The sequence below is a fragment of the Sinisalibacter lacisalsi genome (genome assembly GCF_014640115.1).
Classification (GTDB): Bacteria; Pseudomonadota; Alphaproteobacteria; order Rhodobacterales; family Rhodobacteraceae; genus Sinisalibacter; species Sinisalibacter lacisalsi.
The window spans coordinates 183,129-201,133 of sequence record NZ_BMGI01000001.1 but is presented as its reverse complement, the minus strand read 5'-3'; the positions used below and the strand labels follow the sequence as shown (position 1 = coordinate 201,133).

Here is an 18,005-nt window from a genome sequence, read left to right as displayed (position 1 = left end):
CAACGATCCGGGCAAGCCCGATTCCGCTCAAGCCTCACACGAATGGCGTATGACAGCCCGCAAAGCTTTGTTTTACGATTGATCCATTGTGCCGGAAGACCGGCGAAATGACAGGATCGGTCGGGTGTTCAGGCGGACGCGGTGCAAGTCCAGTGGGCGATTGGTCAGCCCTGTGTCCGGCAAAGGGGGCGCGGCTCGCGTCATGCGATTGCCTCCCGTCTCGCCACCGGGCCGCATCCGTCCCGATTTTCGCCTGACGGTGTCGGCACTGGCGCTTTGCACCTTTCTACCGGCGGCTGCCTTCGGCCAGGGGATCGTCGCCGACGGGCGCACGGCGACGGCGGTAAGCGCGAGCGGGGCACAAACCGATATCACCACCGGAACGGTGAGCCGCAATCACGGTGTGAATACCTTCTCGCGGTTCAACGTTGGAGCGGGCCAGACGGTCAACATCCACGTGCCGCAAGGCAGCGCCGGCACGATCAACATCGTCAACGGTCCGCGCAGCGAGATCCACGGCGTGATGCGCTCGGTGAAAGCGGGGCAGTCCGGCGGCGCGCTCTATTTTGCCAATCCCAACGGCGTGGTGGTGGGTCCTACGGGCCAGATCAGCGCGGGTTCGGTTTCGGTCTCCACGCCAACGCAGGCTTTCGCGGATGGCTTCATCGGGCCTGACGGTCGCCCGTCAATCAGCCATGTCGACCAGGTCCTCCAGGGCGCCGCGCCGCAATCGGAAGGCGGGATCGACGTGCAGGGCGAGGTCTCCGGTCGTGAGCGTGTGCGGCTGACAACGGGCGGCGAGGCGATCGTTTCGGGCCGGATCAGCGCCGGTGAACGCGGTGCGGTGATGGGGTCTGCGGTCAATACCGGCAGGGTGGAGATCCGCGCCGATCGCGGGATCACGATCCGCGATGGCGCGCGAATCGAAGGGATGCGCGGTGACAACGGCGGCACGCTCGACATCCGGTCCGATGGCGAAATACTGATCGAGAGCGGCGCTAGCCTGCTGGTCGACGCGATCGGGGCGGGGCACGCCGGGTCGGCCATTGTCTTTGGCGGCGATGCGGCGGTTCTGGAGCGCGGCGCGGTCATGTCTGCCTCGGCACTGGGCGACGGCGATGGCGGCTTCGTGGAACTGTCGGCGAAAGACACCGTCATCCTTGCAGGCCAGTTGCGCGCGGCGTCCGCCAGCGGCACGCCGGGCACCATCTTTATCGACCCGCTGAATTACACGCAGGCCAACGACCTTGCCCCGAACGATGGTTCCAACATCATCATCCTCGCCGATAACCGGATCACCGTCGCGCCGGGCGTGACGCTCTCTTCGCGGGTGGTGAATCCGGGTGCCGATGGGGTGGTTTCCGCCGCGGAGGCGCTGAACGGCGCTTCCACCGCCAACTCCGGCAACATTTTCATCGCCGCGCCGCATATCGAAGTCGGGGCCGGGGCGAACCTCGTCAGCCATGCCACCGGCACCTTCACGGGCGGCGATATCGTGCTGCAAGCGCGCTACGATGATACCGTGCCAGGCACGCCGGTGCAGCTCTCCAACCCGCTCGAGGGCGCGGTTTCGGTCACGCTGAACGGGGCCTTCCTGCGCGGGCGCGACGTTACTCTTGATCTGGTTGTCTCGAAGCAGAACGTGATCGCCACCCAAAGCGCGGTGAGCGATTACGCCGCATCGTTGACCGACGGCACCTTCCTTGCTTTCGTCGATGACCTGTTCGCGACCAGGCTCGCGCAAGCAGATGCCACGCTTGCCGCGATCACCTCGCGCCAGGATCTCGCCTCGGCGTCGGTTTACGTCGGTGGCCTCTCGCATGTGTCGCTCACCGGATCGACCATTCGCGCCGGGCGCGATGTTTCGATCACGGCGAATGCCAGCACACTGATGCAGGTCGCCCCGGAGGTCGGGGCGTTGAGCCTCGCGGGCGGGGCAAGCATCACCGAGGCGCGGATCGTGATCGACAATACCCCGATCCGCGCCGGGCGGGACGTGACCATCGCCTCGACAACCAACGAGACGGTCGATCTGAACGCCTTCGCCGGAAACGTCTCCACCGGTGTGGGCGACGGGTCCAACGCGGCGGCGGCGGTCTCGGCGCGCTGGACGAAAACCGAGGTGGTGATCGACGCGGATGCAGTAGCCGGCGCACCGGGGCTGGCGATCGACGCGGGCGGCGCGGTTGTGGTCAGTGCCAACGCGGTCAAGGATCTCTCGCTGGAGGCGCTCGTCGCTGCCGATCCGCTCGGGCGCGGACAGGCTTTGACGGCGTCGTGGGACAAAACCGATGTGCGCGCCGCACTCGGCGGGCGCGTGCAGACCTCGGGCGGCGATCTGGACCTGCGCAGCGATACGCGGGTGACACGGGCGATCACCCGCGCGGTGGTGGGGGCCACGGCCGACCCGGTGCAGATCCCGGCGCTCGGAAGCATTGCCGATGATGGTCTGTCCCGGTGGCTGGCGGCGGCCAACGGGGCGATGTCATCGGCGATCGCCGATGTGACCGGATATGTCGCGAGCACGGGCACGGGGGCCTTCTCCGTCTTGCGCCACGACATGGAGGCCGCCGCCCTGTTCGGCGGTAACGACGGTGCGGTGAGCTATGTCGATCCGGTGACCGAAGCCACGGCCACACTTGGTGCGGCCGGGTTCGATCCGGGCCTCGACGCCACCGTTGCTGGTACCGCGCAGTTGCTGGTGCAGGGGCGCACCCGGCTCGAACAGATCGCGGGGCAGACGGCGGTTCGGCTGGGAGAAGAGGCCGATGCCGGTAGCGCGGTGATCGCGGTCTTGTCGTCGGATGTGTGGAATGTCGGGTCACACGCCGAGATCGGTGCGGGTTCGTTCGTTGGCGACAGCACCCAGACGGTTCTGAACGCGCTCACCCGACTTCCGAGCTTTGACGAAACCGCGCTGCGGGCGACCCAGACCGAGATACAGGATGCGTTCGACAGCGAACTGATCCCCGATATCCTGCCCGTGGCCTACATGCTGCCCGAGCAGGACGCGCTGTTTGACGAAGACACGGCGACTTACATCACCGATGTCCAGGTCGCCACGCCGAGCGGTGCATCGGTCGCGATTTCGGCGGGCAAAAGGCTGTTCGACCTGACCACGCGCGCGGCGATCGCGGACGGGGCGCGGTTGACGGGCAGCAGCAAGGACAGCCTGACTGTCACGGCGCGGGCCGAAGGCGGGCTTTTCCTGCGCAGGGCGCTCCTGCCCGAGTGGCGCGCCACGGCGGGCGAAACCCGGGGCGTTGGCGGCACAGCGCAACAGCTGCGTGTGGATGCCGTGACCGAGGCGCTGGTGGGTGTGCTCGACGAGGATGAGATCGCCGACGATGCGACCGAGTTTGCCAACGTCACCCTTTCGGCCACCGACGCGCTTGCGGTCGTCGGCGCGGCGCAATCATATGGAGCGGCACAGATTTTCGCGATCAATGGCGCGGGGGTGTATTCAGGTTACGCGGGCACCGCGCATGCGCGATTGGATGCGCGCAACCTGATCGAGGCCGACACCGTCACGATCACTGCACTCGACAACACCATCGTGGCCGCCGAAGCCGCGGCGGGCCAGGTCTCTGGCGACTCCGGGGTTGGGCTGGCATGGGCCGTCGTCGATGCCGAGCGCAATGCGCTGGCCGAAATCGCCCGCGCCGATGGCGCCAGACCGGGGCTGGATGACACGCTTGCGCTGGGCCGGATGTCGGTTCTCACGCTGAAGGCGCAGGTGGACGGCGTTTCGATCGCCTCGGCCGCGGCCGGAGCCAAGACGGCGGAGGAAGACGGCGTCGGGTCGACCTCGGGGTTGCCCGATTTCGCCAGTTGGGCGGGGGAAGATACCGTCGATCTTGGCGGCAACGGCGTGGCGGACGGCGGCACGGTGTCGATCCAGGCGGCAGCGGATTTCGCTTCGCTCAAGGATACGAGCACGGCCCGCGCGCACAGCGACAGCACGCGAGGCAACACCATGGCCGAAGGCCGGGTGACCGCCGAAGATACCAGCGTGGCGCTCAGCGGCGCGGGGGCGGCCACTTCCGGGGCGGGGCTGGTCGGGCTTGGCGGGGCCATCGCGCGGCTGGACAGCGACCGCACCGTGGCGGCGTTGATCGAAAACGGCGGCTGGCAGCCATCGAACCCGTCAACGGCTTCGCTCTTCATGGTGCGTGCAGAGGATACTTCGGCGCAACGGGTTCTCGGCCTTGGCCGGGCGGGCGACGCGCCGGCCAGTATCGGCCAAGTCTATGGCAGCCTTGCCTGGCTCAACAGCCAAACCGACGTGACCGCGCGCCTCGATCATGCCTTCGGCAGTCTCGAGACGATCAACGTGAATGCGCTGCGCGACCGAGGGTCGATCGCCGCCGCCGGGGCGCTCGATCCGACCGGTGGCGGTGAGGACGATGAGGACGGGTCCGGCGGTGGTGCGCTTGGCGTCGGAATCTCGGTAGCGGTGAGCGAGATCGACGAGCAGGTGACGGCCGATCTCGTCCTGCCGCCGGTTTCCGTGGCCAGGCGGATCGGCGTGACGGCAGACAACACCTCGCGCAACTGGACCTTGGCCACCTCGAAAGGCACCTCGAACGGTTTCACCGTTGCCGGCTCGGGCATCGTTGGAAATCTGACCCAAACGACTCGTGCGAACGTGGCCGGGCGGCTGTTTCCGATGTTTGCGCATCTTCCGGGGGTTGCGAACAGGTTCGCCTATGAACGCTCGTTCCTCTACCTCGACGATTTTGCTTCCGATCCCGAGTTCGAGGTGCGGGCGCAAAACGCGAGCACCAACCGGCTGTGGAGCGGCAGCGATGCCGACACCGATGGCGTGTCCTTCGGTGGGGCCGTCATCGTGGCGCGCGACACCCGGGAAACAGAGGCTCTTCTAGATACTTTCGACGCCAGCGCCTATGGCGATCCCGATAGCGGAACAGACGATTATTCGGATGAAACCCCGCCCGAGTTCAGCGTGCTCGCGCGCCATGGCGGCACGTTGGACGTGGGCCAGCGGGCCGGGGCGGGCGAAAGCGGGTCGGTCGCGGGCGAAGTCTCGGTCACAAGCGTTACCACCGACTGGGATACCACGACGACGCTTGATAACGCGAGCCTGCTCAATGGCGCCTCGATCGACCTGCGCGCGGTGGAGGAGGCACGGCTCAACAATCTTCAACGCGCCATGGTCGAAGCGTCGAAGGGCGCAGGCACGATCGGCGTGGCCGTCACCACATACGATTCTGTCGTCGACGTGACCCTCGAGGCGAGCCGGGTCGCGACCTCCATGACGGATCCCTTCGATCCCGATCCGTTCAATCCGTTCGATCCGGACGAGCCCAGGCCTGCGACGATCGAAGCGCTCAGCGCCAGCACGATCCGCTCCAAGGCGGTTCGCAGCGGCGCGGCCGATGGCCTCAGTGGCGCCGTCGCCTTCAATGAAACGCGTTCGCTGGGGCGCACCTCCGTTTCGCTTCTGACCGGCGAGTATCGCTACCACTCGTGGTCTCAAGTCGATGGGTCTTCGGTTCACGGCGGCACGGCGACGGTCAGCGCGACCGACAGGACATGGCGTGAGGTGGTGGCGAGCGCGGCGGGCACGTCGGACGCCACCGGGATCGCGGGTGCCATCGTGCACGACGTCTATGAGCGCGACACCATCGCAACGGTGAACGGCGATGCGGCGTCCTTCGCATTCAGCGAGATCGTGGCCGCGGAGGGGATTGCCGAGCTTGGTGCCTATTCCGACACCAGGGCCACCGATATCGCGATCGGCCGGGCCAATGGCGGCGCCACGATCGGTGCGTCGGTGGCGGGCGTTCTGGTCAAGGACGACCGTGACGTGGTGGCGCAGGGCCTCGTGTCGCTCTACAACGGCGATCTTGAGTTTTCGTCGGGCGGGCTGCGCGTCGAGGCGCGGCGCGATGACGTCAACCTGCTGTTACAGGCGACAGAACTGGTGGTCGGGAGCGGCGGCGCGGTCGGGATCGGCGCATTCCTCACAGGCGGGCGCACCTCCGCGCTCGTGGATGTGCAGAGTTTCGGCTACTTCGGCGCCCCGCTCGAGATCTTCGCCGAGGATGCCACGGCAACCGTCAACCTCGCTCTCGGCGGCGGGCAGGCAGATCGGCTGGGGGGCACCGGCGCGATCTCTTACCTGCTGATGGGCAAACCGTCTTCCGCAGCGGCGGCACTGGATGAGAGCGAGCGGGGGGAAGCGGAACGCAGCGCGGCGGAGGATGGCCGCAGCCTGCTTGGCGCCACCATCGAAGACGAACGCGGGCCGAATTCGGGCTTGTTCGAAACCTCCGACGTGGTGATCAGTGCGGCCCTCGTCGTGGGTTCCGAGGCGGAGTTCACCCTTGCCGACGCGGTCCAGGTCACCGCTCTCGACAACCGGCGCGGCCATGCCATTTCAGGGCAGATGCAGGCCGGGGTGATCGGACCGGCGCTTGAATTCGCCGACAAGTATTTTGACATTACCAGCGTCAACGCGAGCGGGTTCGAGATCGTGATCCATCTTTCGGGAAGGGATGGCGGCACCGAGGAGGAAACCAGCGATACGATCGACACCGCGACCGACACCGAAAGCCCCGAGGAACTCGGCGAGGCCGCAGAGATCGCCGAGGCGGCCGGAACGCCCGGCGGCACCGGCACCTCGCTTGGCGCGGCCTTCAGCTACCTGCGCCTTGGCGGCACGGTGGAGGCGATCCTCGATGTCGCGCCGCTGGCCAGCGATCCGGACGATCCCTGGTTCCAACCCTATCACGATTTCTCCGGCGATATCGCCCTGACGGCGCGTTCCAATGCGCGCACGGTCGCGATTGCGGCGGGGGCCACGGTTTCGGCCGGGAACGCCTTCGCCGGGGCCGGGGCGGTGGCACGGCAGTTCCAGTACGTCCATTCCGCTCTGCGCGGCGGCGGCGTGGTGGCTCCGCTTAATGAAAACGCGCTCAAGGTAAACGCGGAGACCCTGGGCGACTCCTGGGCAATCGCGACGCAGGCGATCGTCGGCACCGGAGGCGCGGCCGGGGGTGCGACCGTTGCGGTGAACGATCTCGACGCCGTCACCCGGGCCGAGATCCGCGATACCGATGTGACAGCGGGCGAATACGGGGGCGACGGCATCGACGTGGCCGCGCGCAACCAGAGCCTTGCACTGTCGGCGGCGCTGTCGGGCGGGGCGGCATCGAGCACGGCCGCCGGCCTCTCGGTGAGCTACACCGGCAACAAGGGCATCACCGAGGCGGCGATCTCGGGGGCCCGGATCAACCGCAGCTTCGCCGGCGCGCCCGTGAGCGTGACCGCCGACACCGATCTGACCCTCACCAGCTTGCTCGCGCAGGCGAATATCGGGATGTCCAACGGCATCGGCGCGGCGCTGTCGATCAGCAAGATGGCGGGCGTAACCTCGGCCACCGTCACCGACACGATCCTTGGCCCAACGTCCTGGCAGGCGCGGCTCGATCTTGGCAATGATCTCACTGTTCGCGCGACCTCCGAGGGCAATCTGAACGCTGCCGCCGTGGGCGCTGCGGGGGGCGGAAACCTGGGCATTTCCGGCTCTCTGGCGATCAGCGACAGGAGCGATACCGTGCTCGCCGCGATCGACGACAGCGACGTGGCGGCGGCCGGCGATGTGACAGTCGAGGCCAGCGCCACGGGAGTTTTCGGGGCGGCCGGCGGCGGCGACCGGGGGATCTTGTCGTCGCTCCTTGCAGCGAATTCCAATTTCACCGGTGCGGGTAGCGGCGCGATCGGCGCGAGCGTGTCGATCACCAAGGCGGCGTCCGACGTCACGGCGCGGATCGGGTCGGCCAGCATCGTCGACGCGACGGGCGAAGTGCGGGTCGCGGCAAGCGCGAACAACAACGCGCGCGGCCTTACGCTCACCGCAGCCGGTGGCGGTTCCTTCGCGGTCGGCATCCAGGTGCCATTGTTCTTCATGGAGAGCAGCGTGCGCGCGCTGATCGAGGGCGACGCCACCGGCGAGGCCGATGTGCTGGCCGATGGCGACGTGAGCGTCACCGCCGATAGCGATGCCGAATTGCGCAGCTTCATCGTGACCGCGGCGGCTGGTGGGTCTGCCGGAGCCGGGGTTGACGTTGAGTATCTTCGACTTGGCAATGTCACCGAGGCGCGCGTTGTCGACGCGCAGATCGAAAGCGCGGGCACGGTGCAGCTCGACGCTGACAGCACCTCCTTGCTTTCGACCAACTCCTTTGCCCTCGGCGGGGCCGGGGCGGTGGGGCTTGCCGGGATCGTGCAGGTGGCGCTTGCCGAAACCGACACGCGCGCCACGCTTGGCGCTTCCGATGTCGTCGCGGGCGGTGCTCTTTCGCTCACGGCCGATGCGGTCAGCGATATCGACCAGGTTGCCGGGGCGCTCGGCGCGGGTGGCACGGTTGGCATTGGCGGCAACGTCATCGTGCTGAACGGCCGCGACACCGTGCGCGCCGAGGTGCTCGACGCCAGCGCCGCGGGGGCGCCGGATGCCACCACGCTCGATATTGCCGGGGCGGTGGATATCGCAGCCTCGGCCACGACCAGCGTCGACAGCGATATCTACGGCATCGGCGGGGGAACCGTCGGCATCGCCGCGACGATTTTCGTCTCTCGCTTCGAGCAGACCGTGGCCGCCCGGCTGGGCAACCACGCCACGGTCATTGAGGGGTCCGATAGCCTCGCCGTGAACGCGTTCCAGCACTTCGACCAGTCCGCCACGATAGGCGCGGCGGCGGGCGGGTTCGTTGGTGTTGGGGCCGGGATCGGGGCCAATTCCATGGCCAATTCGGTGCTTGCCGAGATCGGCCGCGGGGCGTCCGTTATGGTCTCCGGCGACGTTATCGTGCGCGCCAAGGGGATCCGTGACTATGCCGGGGTTGCCTTCGGCGCGGCAGGCGGGGCGCTTGCCTTCTCCGGTTCGGTTCTTTCGGTCAGCTACGGCAAGCCGGGCGAGACCGAGAACAGCGGGGAACACATGGCCGGGGTGGCCGCGAGCATGGAGGACGATGATCCCTATGTCGAAGGCACCAGTTCGAACGGCGACATGGCCAACGGCGATGTTGCTGTTGCGGCCTATTTCGCCAGCGCGCGCGACGGGCGCGGGCGGCTGGACCTTGCGCGCCTGACCAGCGATGCCGATGCGGGCGAAGACGCGATCACGGCCCTGATCGCCGCGGATGCGGAAGTCGAGGCGGGCGACGATATCATCTTGCGCGCCATCGAGGGCGGTCAGGTGTCGCTCACCTCGGGGGCGGCGGCGGGTGGGGCGATCGCGGCCACCGGCGGTGTGCTGAGCATGCGGCGTGGCTCCACGCTGACTGCCGAGGTCGGGGCGGGCGCGCTGCTCGATGCCGGCGACGACCTGGCGATCGAGGCACTGGTGGACGTGGACAGCGACGGCAGCCGCGCCGCGCCAGTGGCCTTCACCGGCTCGGGCGGGCTTATCACGGTGGCCGGCGCGGTCAGCCGCGTGGTCGCCGAGCGCGACATGGCGGTGCTCATCGGCGAGGGTGCGCGGCTGGTCGCCGCCGATACCGCGACCCTGCTGGTCGAGGAAAAGACAAAGACCCGCGCCAATGCCGTGGGCGGGCAGGTCGGGGCGATCGCGGTGGGCGGCACCGTCTCTTTCGCGCGCCACGAGACGGATGCGACCATCGCCTTCGCCACCAGCGGCGCTCGGCCCCGGATCGACGCCCGCGCGGCGGTGATCGAAAACCGGCGCGACGGCGAGGTCACGGCCACCGCAACGGCGGCGCAGGCGGCCGGGCTCGGGATCAGCGGCGTGGATACCACCGCCGAGGACGATGCGAATGCCATTGTCGAACTCGGCCGGGCGCGGATCATCGCGGGCGACAGCATCGACGTGCGAGTGTTCAATCAGGCCGACGTGAAGGCCGTTTCCACCGGTGTCTCGGTGGGAACGCTGGTGGCGCAGGGTTCCTTCGCCACGGCCAGACGCAGCGCCCGGTCGGTCATCGGTTCCGCGGCTTCGGTGCGGCTGGAAACCGGTGCGCTCGAAATACTCGCGGTCGACGCGCTTTCTGAAGGCGCACGCAGCACCGTAGAGGCGCGGACCATCTCGATCGCGGGGTCGGGCATTGGCTCACTTGGCGGCGGATTTTCGGACGCGACCAACTCCAGCTTCGTGAGCGTCGACCTCATCTTGCGCGAGCTCGACGTCTCGGGAGATGCGCGCGTCGGGGCGCTTTCACGCACCGGTTTTGTCGGCAGTTCCATCGGGGTGACGGCCGGTCTCGCAGCGGTGGGCGCGAACCGCTCGGTGCTCACCGACGCCTCCGAAACCACCGTGGCGATTGCACTCGATCAGGATAACGACGGCGATCTCGAGGTTGGTGGCCGTCTGCGTGTCGAGGCGGTGACCGATCAGGACAGCGAGAACGACGTGATCTCGGGGCAGGGCGGCCTGGTCGGGATTGCGGCCTCCGAGGTGCGCACGGACCTGGGCAGCAACACCACTGTCGCGCTCACCTCCGCCGATCAATCGCTGCTGCGGGTGGGAACGCTCGACATCGAAGCCCGGCACGATCTGGCGCTGACCGCCACGGGCGACAGCTATTATGCCCGTGTCGCCGGTGCTGGCGGCACGGCGATCACAACCAATGTGACGACCGACGCCGATATTACTTTCGACGGCCTTCACCTCGAGGCCGAGGAGATCGTGGTCGACGCGGTGGCCAACCTCGACAAGGCTTCGCGCCGCTTCGACGGGCAGATCGGCAATGTCGGTGTCTTTTCCGGTTCGGCGCTGTTCTCGAACACGACATTCAATCCCGATCTCGATATCGTGGTGCGCAACAGCACGCTGACCCAAAGCGTGCCGGGCACCGATGACAGCCGCGGCGCGCTCTTCAGCCTGCGTGGCAGCTACGAAGGCAAGGACGCGCTCAAGATCGACAGTGGCGGGGCCGTGACCGGCGCCGCGGCCGACAGCCGAATCACGGTGGATGGCTCGGGGCTGATCCTGTTCGATGCCGCCACGGTCCGCTCGGATGGCGACCTGAACGCCTCGGTGGTGACCGATGCCGATCTGGGCACGGATGTTTTCGTCAATACCTTCGGTCTGGCCGGGGTGCCCACCGGTACCTCGAAAGCCACGCTCGACAAGCGCCAATATGTGACTCTCGCCAACGGGGCCGAGGTCGAGAGCATGGAAGGCGATGTGATCCTCGCCGCGAAAGGCGGGCTGATCGACGTCGAAAGCGAGATCCGGGTGTTCAATGGCACCGCCCTGCCGATCACGATTCAACCCGTCGCGGAATCGCGTCTCGAGCTGCTGAACAGCATCGATGTCGGCCACGGCGCCGCGGTGCTTGGCGCGCAGGATGTGCGACTGAACGCCAGGCTCGGGACGGTCGACCTCTACTCCTACGGCACCTCCAGCGACTATTACCGGGAGGGCGCGGAAGCGGTGGTCAATTTCTTCGGCGATATCGTGGGGGCAGAGGATGTCAGCCTTACCGCCGAAGTGGGCCGCACCATCGACAACAGCCGCAACCTCGTGACCGTCGACGGCAGTGCCGAGGCCGGCGCGCGCCATGTTCAGCGCCTCGTGGTGAATGGGGACGGATCGGTTTTCATTGCCGATGAGGGCGTGGATTACGAGATCATCCCGGGCCACGACCCGGCGGAGGCCCTGCGCGCCTATATCGCCGTGCTGGAGGAAGAAGCCGAGGAATTCGCGGGCGATCCGGCCTTCGTCGCGCAGCGCGAAGCAGCCATTGCCCGGCTGGAGCAATTGCTGGACGATCTTGGCGGCGAGACCATTGACCTCGTCCGGGTCAACGATGTGTTTGCCGCTGGTGGCAATGTTCTCGTCGATGCCGACGTGCTCGGCGGTGACGGAAGTATCACCGCCCATGGCGATGCTCTGATCGACGTGATCAACGAAAGCGCCGCCTATCTCGAAATAGGCGATCTGGTCATTCCGTTCCGCAATGGCGGCGAACTGCTCTTGCGCGGAAGTCTCGTTGACAGCAACGCGCAGATCGAGGCGCTCAACACGGCGGAGACAACCGCCAAACCGATCTACAATGCCAACCCGCCGCCAACCGCAAGCCTTGATCTGTCGCTGTCCGGGCCGGGCGGCGCGGAGCCCACGATCAACGTCGAAAACCGCTACATCGGCGCGCAAAGCACGCTGACCGGCGACCTGATCGTGTCGGGGCTGGTGGAAAACCTCAACGGCACCGCCCGGCTGCTGACGGCCGAAGGCAACCTGTACGTTCTGGGCGAAGTCAACGCGCGCACGGTTGATATCCGCTCGGGCGGTGATTTTTTCCTCGTTGCCGCAATCGACGATTACCTCACCAATGTCGACGATCCCTATGGGGTTTACGCCGCGTTCTTTGATGATGTGGCGGCGGGCGGCGTGCCCTGCGGCTACACCTCCACACCCTGTTCGCCCGCCTATTCGGTACAGACGGGCGGCGGGCGTATTCTCGGGGTCGGCGGCGTTTACATCTACGCCAACGCATTGAACGTGAACGGCACGATCCAGTCGGGCATAACCGATTGGGATTTGAACATCTCCGAGGGCTTCGGCGAGTTGTTCGATACCATGTCACTGGTCGACGAGGTGGCGACGGTCTACGCACCGGCCGGGTTGGCGGGATATGGCTCCAGCTGGGGCAACGAGATCGACCCCGCGACCGGCCAGCCTTACGTCACGGGCAACGGTATCCTGCGCTATGACCGGGTGAATCGCCGCTTCATCGTCGATCCGATGATCACCAAGGGCGGCACCGTCGAACTGGTGGGCGACATCATCTCGACCGGAGGAGGGGAAATCCTAGCAGCCCATGGCCATGGGCGGGTCAACGTGGTGTCTGATGCGGATGTGCCGATCCATTTCACCACGCTGTCCACCGGCTACGGAGAGGGGGTGAACGGGCTGATCCGCATCGTCGACACCGCCCTGCCGGGCGTCAACGGCGGGTTCGTCACCACCGAGTTCTCTCAGGCTCCCGACGGCACGATCACCCGAACGGTATCCAACCAGGTTGGGGGATTGACCGTTTCGCTGCCGGGGTTGATCGATCCGCAGTATACCATCGCAGGGGACTGGGCGGTCGAGACGCGCATCGGCGAGGTGCGGGTGGAGGAAAGGATCACACGTGAAACCCGGGTGACCGACCCGCAAGGCAACCAGACGATTTCCACCACGGTCACAACCAACATCCTTTCGCAAACCGACGTGACCGGCTCGACCCCGGTACTGTGGGACGAGCGCGCGCTGAAGCTGGCCTTTGACGATCCGCTCCTCGGCGGTCTGCCCCCGACAGCCAGCGCCACGCCCACCTATGAATACCTCACCCCGGGTGCGATGCGCCTGCTGAGCGTGACCGAGGACGACTTCCAGGAAACCACCTCGACAGGCTGGGTTGGCGACGGTGTCACCGATGTGCGCGAAACCACGGTGGTGCAGAAGATCAACGATTATGCGCTGCACACGATCCCGGCCAACCTGCCCATCGACATCGGCTTCCACGGCTACGACGTTGGTGAACTGAAGGTCACCGCCCGGGGGGACGTGATCCTCGAGGGCGGCGTCTACAACCGGGCGGGCCTGACAGAGATCGTCTCGACCGAGGGATCGATCCTGACGGACAGGCCAACGGCAATCCTCGACACCGACAGGCTGATCCTGAATGCCGGTGGTGAAATCGGCCAGCTTGCCGAGATTGCCGACCGGTTCTCACCCCGATCGAGGCAGGACCAGCCATCAGGGACGGGCGGGATCACCCCCCTAATGCCGACGAACCTCAAGCCGCTCAAGGTTGATGTGGCTGATGGCTTCGGCTTCACCGCGCTGGCGCAGGAGCGGATTCTCGTCGAGGAACTGAGCGGCGACATAAACGTGATCGCCGTCGATTCCGCCGCGCGCAAGCAGGTGGAGTTGACCGCTCCGGGCTCGATCCTGCGCCATTCCAACGCGCCCGAGGGCATCCCGATCATCAATGCCGGGGATCTGAGCCTGACCGCGCGTGGCGGCAGCCTCGGCAAGGCGGCCACGCTGGAGCCCTTGTGGATTACCGCCGACCGGCTCAATGCCACGGCGGCTGACGAGATCGCGCTCTATCAGTCCGGCGCGGATCTGCAGGTTGATCGCGTCGCGTCGGCGGCGGGCGATGTCACCATCGTCGTTTCCGGTGGGTCGATCCGCGACGCCAACAGCGAGGCTCTCGTTGATCGGCGCGCCGAGCAGGGCTTGCTCGAAGCCCTGTGGGACGAGCTGGGCCTGCGCGGCAATCCTTACGCAGACGGCACGGAGAATACCCGTGATACCGACGCGCTGGAGGCCTATGAGAACGCCCGCACCGCCGAATACCGGGACTATTGGCGCTATCGTATCGAAGACGTTGCGAAGGTGATCGCGGGCGATGCCGAGCCGCTGCCCTATGATCCGGCCTTCGTGGTGGAGTTCGACGAGGCGCGGCGCGACGAACTGGCCGCCTTCGGGCTGGACGATGCCGCTATCGCTGCCGCGGAAAAGGCCGAAACCGAGGCATTCCACGCCGCCCATGCGATCTGGGGCGCGGTGAAATTCGATCCCACCTTCACATACGAAGCCTCACAACCGGAGCGCGACGAAATCCTCGGCACGGCCTTTCTCTCGGACGAACGCCTGGGGTTGGGGCTGCGTCGCTCGCTGATCCTGCCGGTGTCCGACACGGTGACGGAGATCGAGACGGCCAACGTCTCGGGCGTCAACATCACCCTGATGGCCGATCTGGATGTCGGCGAAAGCACCGATCCGGTGACATTCCTGAACGCCGACGGCTTCACCGAGGCGGCGCGGCTCGCGCTCTGGACGGCCGAGCGCGCCGATATCAGCATCGTGCCCGATGTGTCGTTCACGGTCGCGGGCAACGAGGATCTCGACGTGGAAGCAAGCGGCCGGCTGCGGGTGCTTGCCGGGCGAGATGCCTTTGTCGGCTCTGAAAGCCCGGTTGCACTGCAGACCCTCTTCGCCGGCGATGATGCACGGCTGAAGACATCGCAAGGCATCACCGGGGCCTACGCCGGCGGAACGATCGTCAACGCCACGGGCCGCAATATCGTTCTGGAGGGCGGCGAAGGCGGTATCGGCGCGCCTCTTGCACCGATCCTCGTGGCCCAGGCGCAAGGCGGCTCGATTGCGGCACGGGCAGAGGGCGACGTTCGGATCGCAACCGTGAAGGACAGCCTGAGCGTTCTGGAGGTGTTCGATCCGGTGACCGCGCTGATCACGGTTCTGACGCCCTCGGTGCAGGCGCTGTTCGAGCCGGGTGGCGGGGGTGCCGGCGAGATCACGCAACGGGGCAGCCTTGCGGTTTCGGATATCTACTCGGGCGGCGCGGTGGTGGTGAGCGCGCTTGGCGGTGATATTCTCGATGCCAACCTCGACGCCGCCGCCGATATCCGCGCCACCGATATCACTCTCAGCGCCGGAGGTGCGGTCGGGTCGCTCGGCAACCCGCTCGAGGTTGCCTCGACGCAAGCGGAGGCCGCAATCAATGCCGTCGCCGTGGAGGGCGATCTGCATCTCAGCGTGACAGAGGGCGACGTCGTGGCCCACGCTATTGGATCGGTGCAGGCCAACACCCGGCTGACCGTGGCGGCGGGCGATCTTCGGCTGGCGGGGGCCGGGGGTATCCCGGCGATCAACGCGGGGGGGCAGCTTGTGCTCTCGGTAGCGGGCACGATCACGGGAAAGGACGGCATAGCCCTCGATCTTGCGGCCTCGGATGCCAACACCATCGCCGCGGGTGGCCAGATCGGCGCCCCCGATGTGCCCCTCGTGACCCGCTTCCGCAATGACAGCCTCACCGATACCGCCTGGCTGAGCGTCTTCGATATCGCGCCTGAGGGGGCGGCACCGGTATCGGCGTGGTTCCTCAATGATGGTGATCTGCGGATCGTCAACATTGCGCTCGACGAGCAGGCGGCCAGCTTCGGTCTGATCAACCACGGCGAGGTGTTGATCGACACCCCCTTCCTGTTCGACCCGGCCGCCAGCCTTACCCTCTCGGCCGACCGTATCAACATCGCGGCGCTCGGCGACAGCCAGACCGGCAGCCGGGCGGAGATCCGCATCGAAGACAACCTCACGTTCGCAGGCAGTTCGCTGAACCTGTTGGCCAATGGTCGGGTCTGGGTGGCCGACGGGCGCCGGCTTGATCTCGGCGGTGCGGTCACGATCGACGCCGAAGGTTTCCGGATGGATGATGCCGGGCCGCTGGCCAAGACCGGCTCCGATCCGCTGGTGATCCGGACCGAGCGCGAAATCCGGGTGGGTGACATTCTTGCCGTTGATGCCGATGTTTCGCTTCTCGCGGGCGACACGGCCAGTTTCATCGAGGTCGGCGACCTTGAGGCGCGTTCCGTTCTGGTGCGCACGGACGAAAATACCGGGCTTGGCCTTGATGCCGCGCGGATCGCCGCAGATGTTGTCGACATCGACGTGAATTGGGGCATCGTCGTCGATGAACTCGAAGTGACATCTTCGCTGCTCGCCAATGGCCTGAGTTTCGGTGACGAAGCGCGCCGTGTGCTTTTGCGCCCCGGCGAAGGGCTGAATACAGTCGAGATCGAAGGCGGGCTCGGCATCTGGATCGACGTGGCGGCGGGCACGCCGATTGCCTTCGACAGCCTGCGAACCGGCGAGGTCGACATGGCCAGCGTCGAGCAGATCCTTGCCTCCAGCGGAACCACTCTCGAGGAACTTGGCATCGGCCCCAACGGCCTCGGCATCGCCTTGGAGGCAGAAACGTCCGTGGAGTTGCGTGGCGATGGCGTGGTGACCAACGGCGCACCGGTCTCGATCACCGCGTCAGAGATCACACAGACGGCCGGGGTGCTCACAGGCGGCGGAGATCTGTCGCTGGTCAGCACCACTGGCGCGATCCGCCAAACGCTCGGCGCGGAGATCGACACCGGCACCGGCAGCGCCCTGCTCGACAGTGCCGGCGTGCTCGACGTGGCGCGGGTGCAGAGCGCGGCGTCGGATGAGGCGATCGTCCTGCGGACCGCAGGCGCGCTCACCGGGGTGGGCGAAGGCCCTTACGCGCGCGCCACAGCCCCGGACGGCCGGCTCGTGCTGAACGTGGAGAGCCTCGCCAATCCCGGCCCGTCGGGGTTTGGTATCGAAGCCGGGCAGCTTGGCGCGCGTATCGAGTCGGGCAACATGCAGCTGCACGCAGTGGGCGATCTCGAGGTGCTTTGGCTGGACAACATCGGTGGTGGCGCGATCGACCTTCTGGCAACCGGCGGGCTCACCGTCGCGGGGTCGGTGGAAAGCGGCTTGGGCAGCGGCAAGGCGGGCCCGGTTCTGTTGACCGCGCTGGGCGGCGATGTCACCGGCGCGATCCCCGCGCTGAAGGCCGAAAGCTTCAGCCTGCACGCGTTCGGCGGTGCAATCGGCAGCGAAGACGCCCCCTTCGTGGTGACGGAGTCCGCGGCTGGGCCCTGGCGCATCGGCGCGGCGGACGGCATCTGGGTCAATGTCACCAAGGACGGGATCGTCGCGGACTACGCGGTGACCGAAACCGGGCCGCTCGTTCTCGACGTGGCCGCTCCGTCATCCATCACGACCGCGGGCGGCGCCGAGTTGCTGTTCCCGGGGGCAACTGTTTCGGTGGCTTACGAGATGGATCAGGGCGAGACGCAAGAGACCCGACCGGCCCTTGGCTTCACCGTGGTTGACGAAGACGCCTACCGGCTTCTCACGCTCGGGGCGACGCATGATGGAGGCGGCGACACCGATGGCGAGGGCGACGGTGGTGGCGACGACGGCGGCACGGAGGAGGGACCGGCCAACGCGCCGTTCCTTCTCACCGGCCCGGCCTCCGGCCAGCAGCCGTTCGCGGGTGGCAATCCGCCGTTGATCCGACCGTTCGGGCAGGTGGTCGGGCCGGGTGTCTTTGTGGCCCCGCGCGTAGGCCTTGTTTTCGGGGTAGACGATGAGCAGGACGAATAGGGCAAGATGCTGACTGGTCCGGGCCGCGTGGGCG

General features: G+C 66.8%; 1 protein-coding gene. It reads left to right on the top strand.

Features of this window, described 5'->3' with window-relative positions; all coding sequences use genetic code 11:
• The first annotated feature begins 202 nt into the window (after positions 1–202).
• On the top strand, positions 203–17,971 hold the full coding sequence (locus IEW01_RS00930; RefSeq protein WP_188525728.1) for a leukotoxin LktA family filamentous adhesin: 17,769 nt from the start codon (positions 203–205) through the stop codon (positions 17,969–17,971).
• The last annotated feature ends 34 nt before the right edge of the window (positions 17,972–18,005 follow it).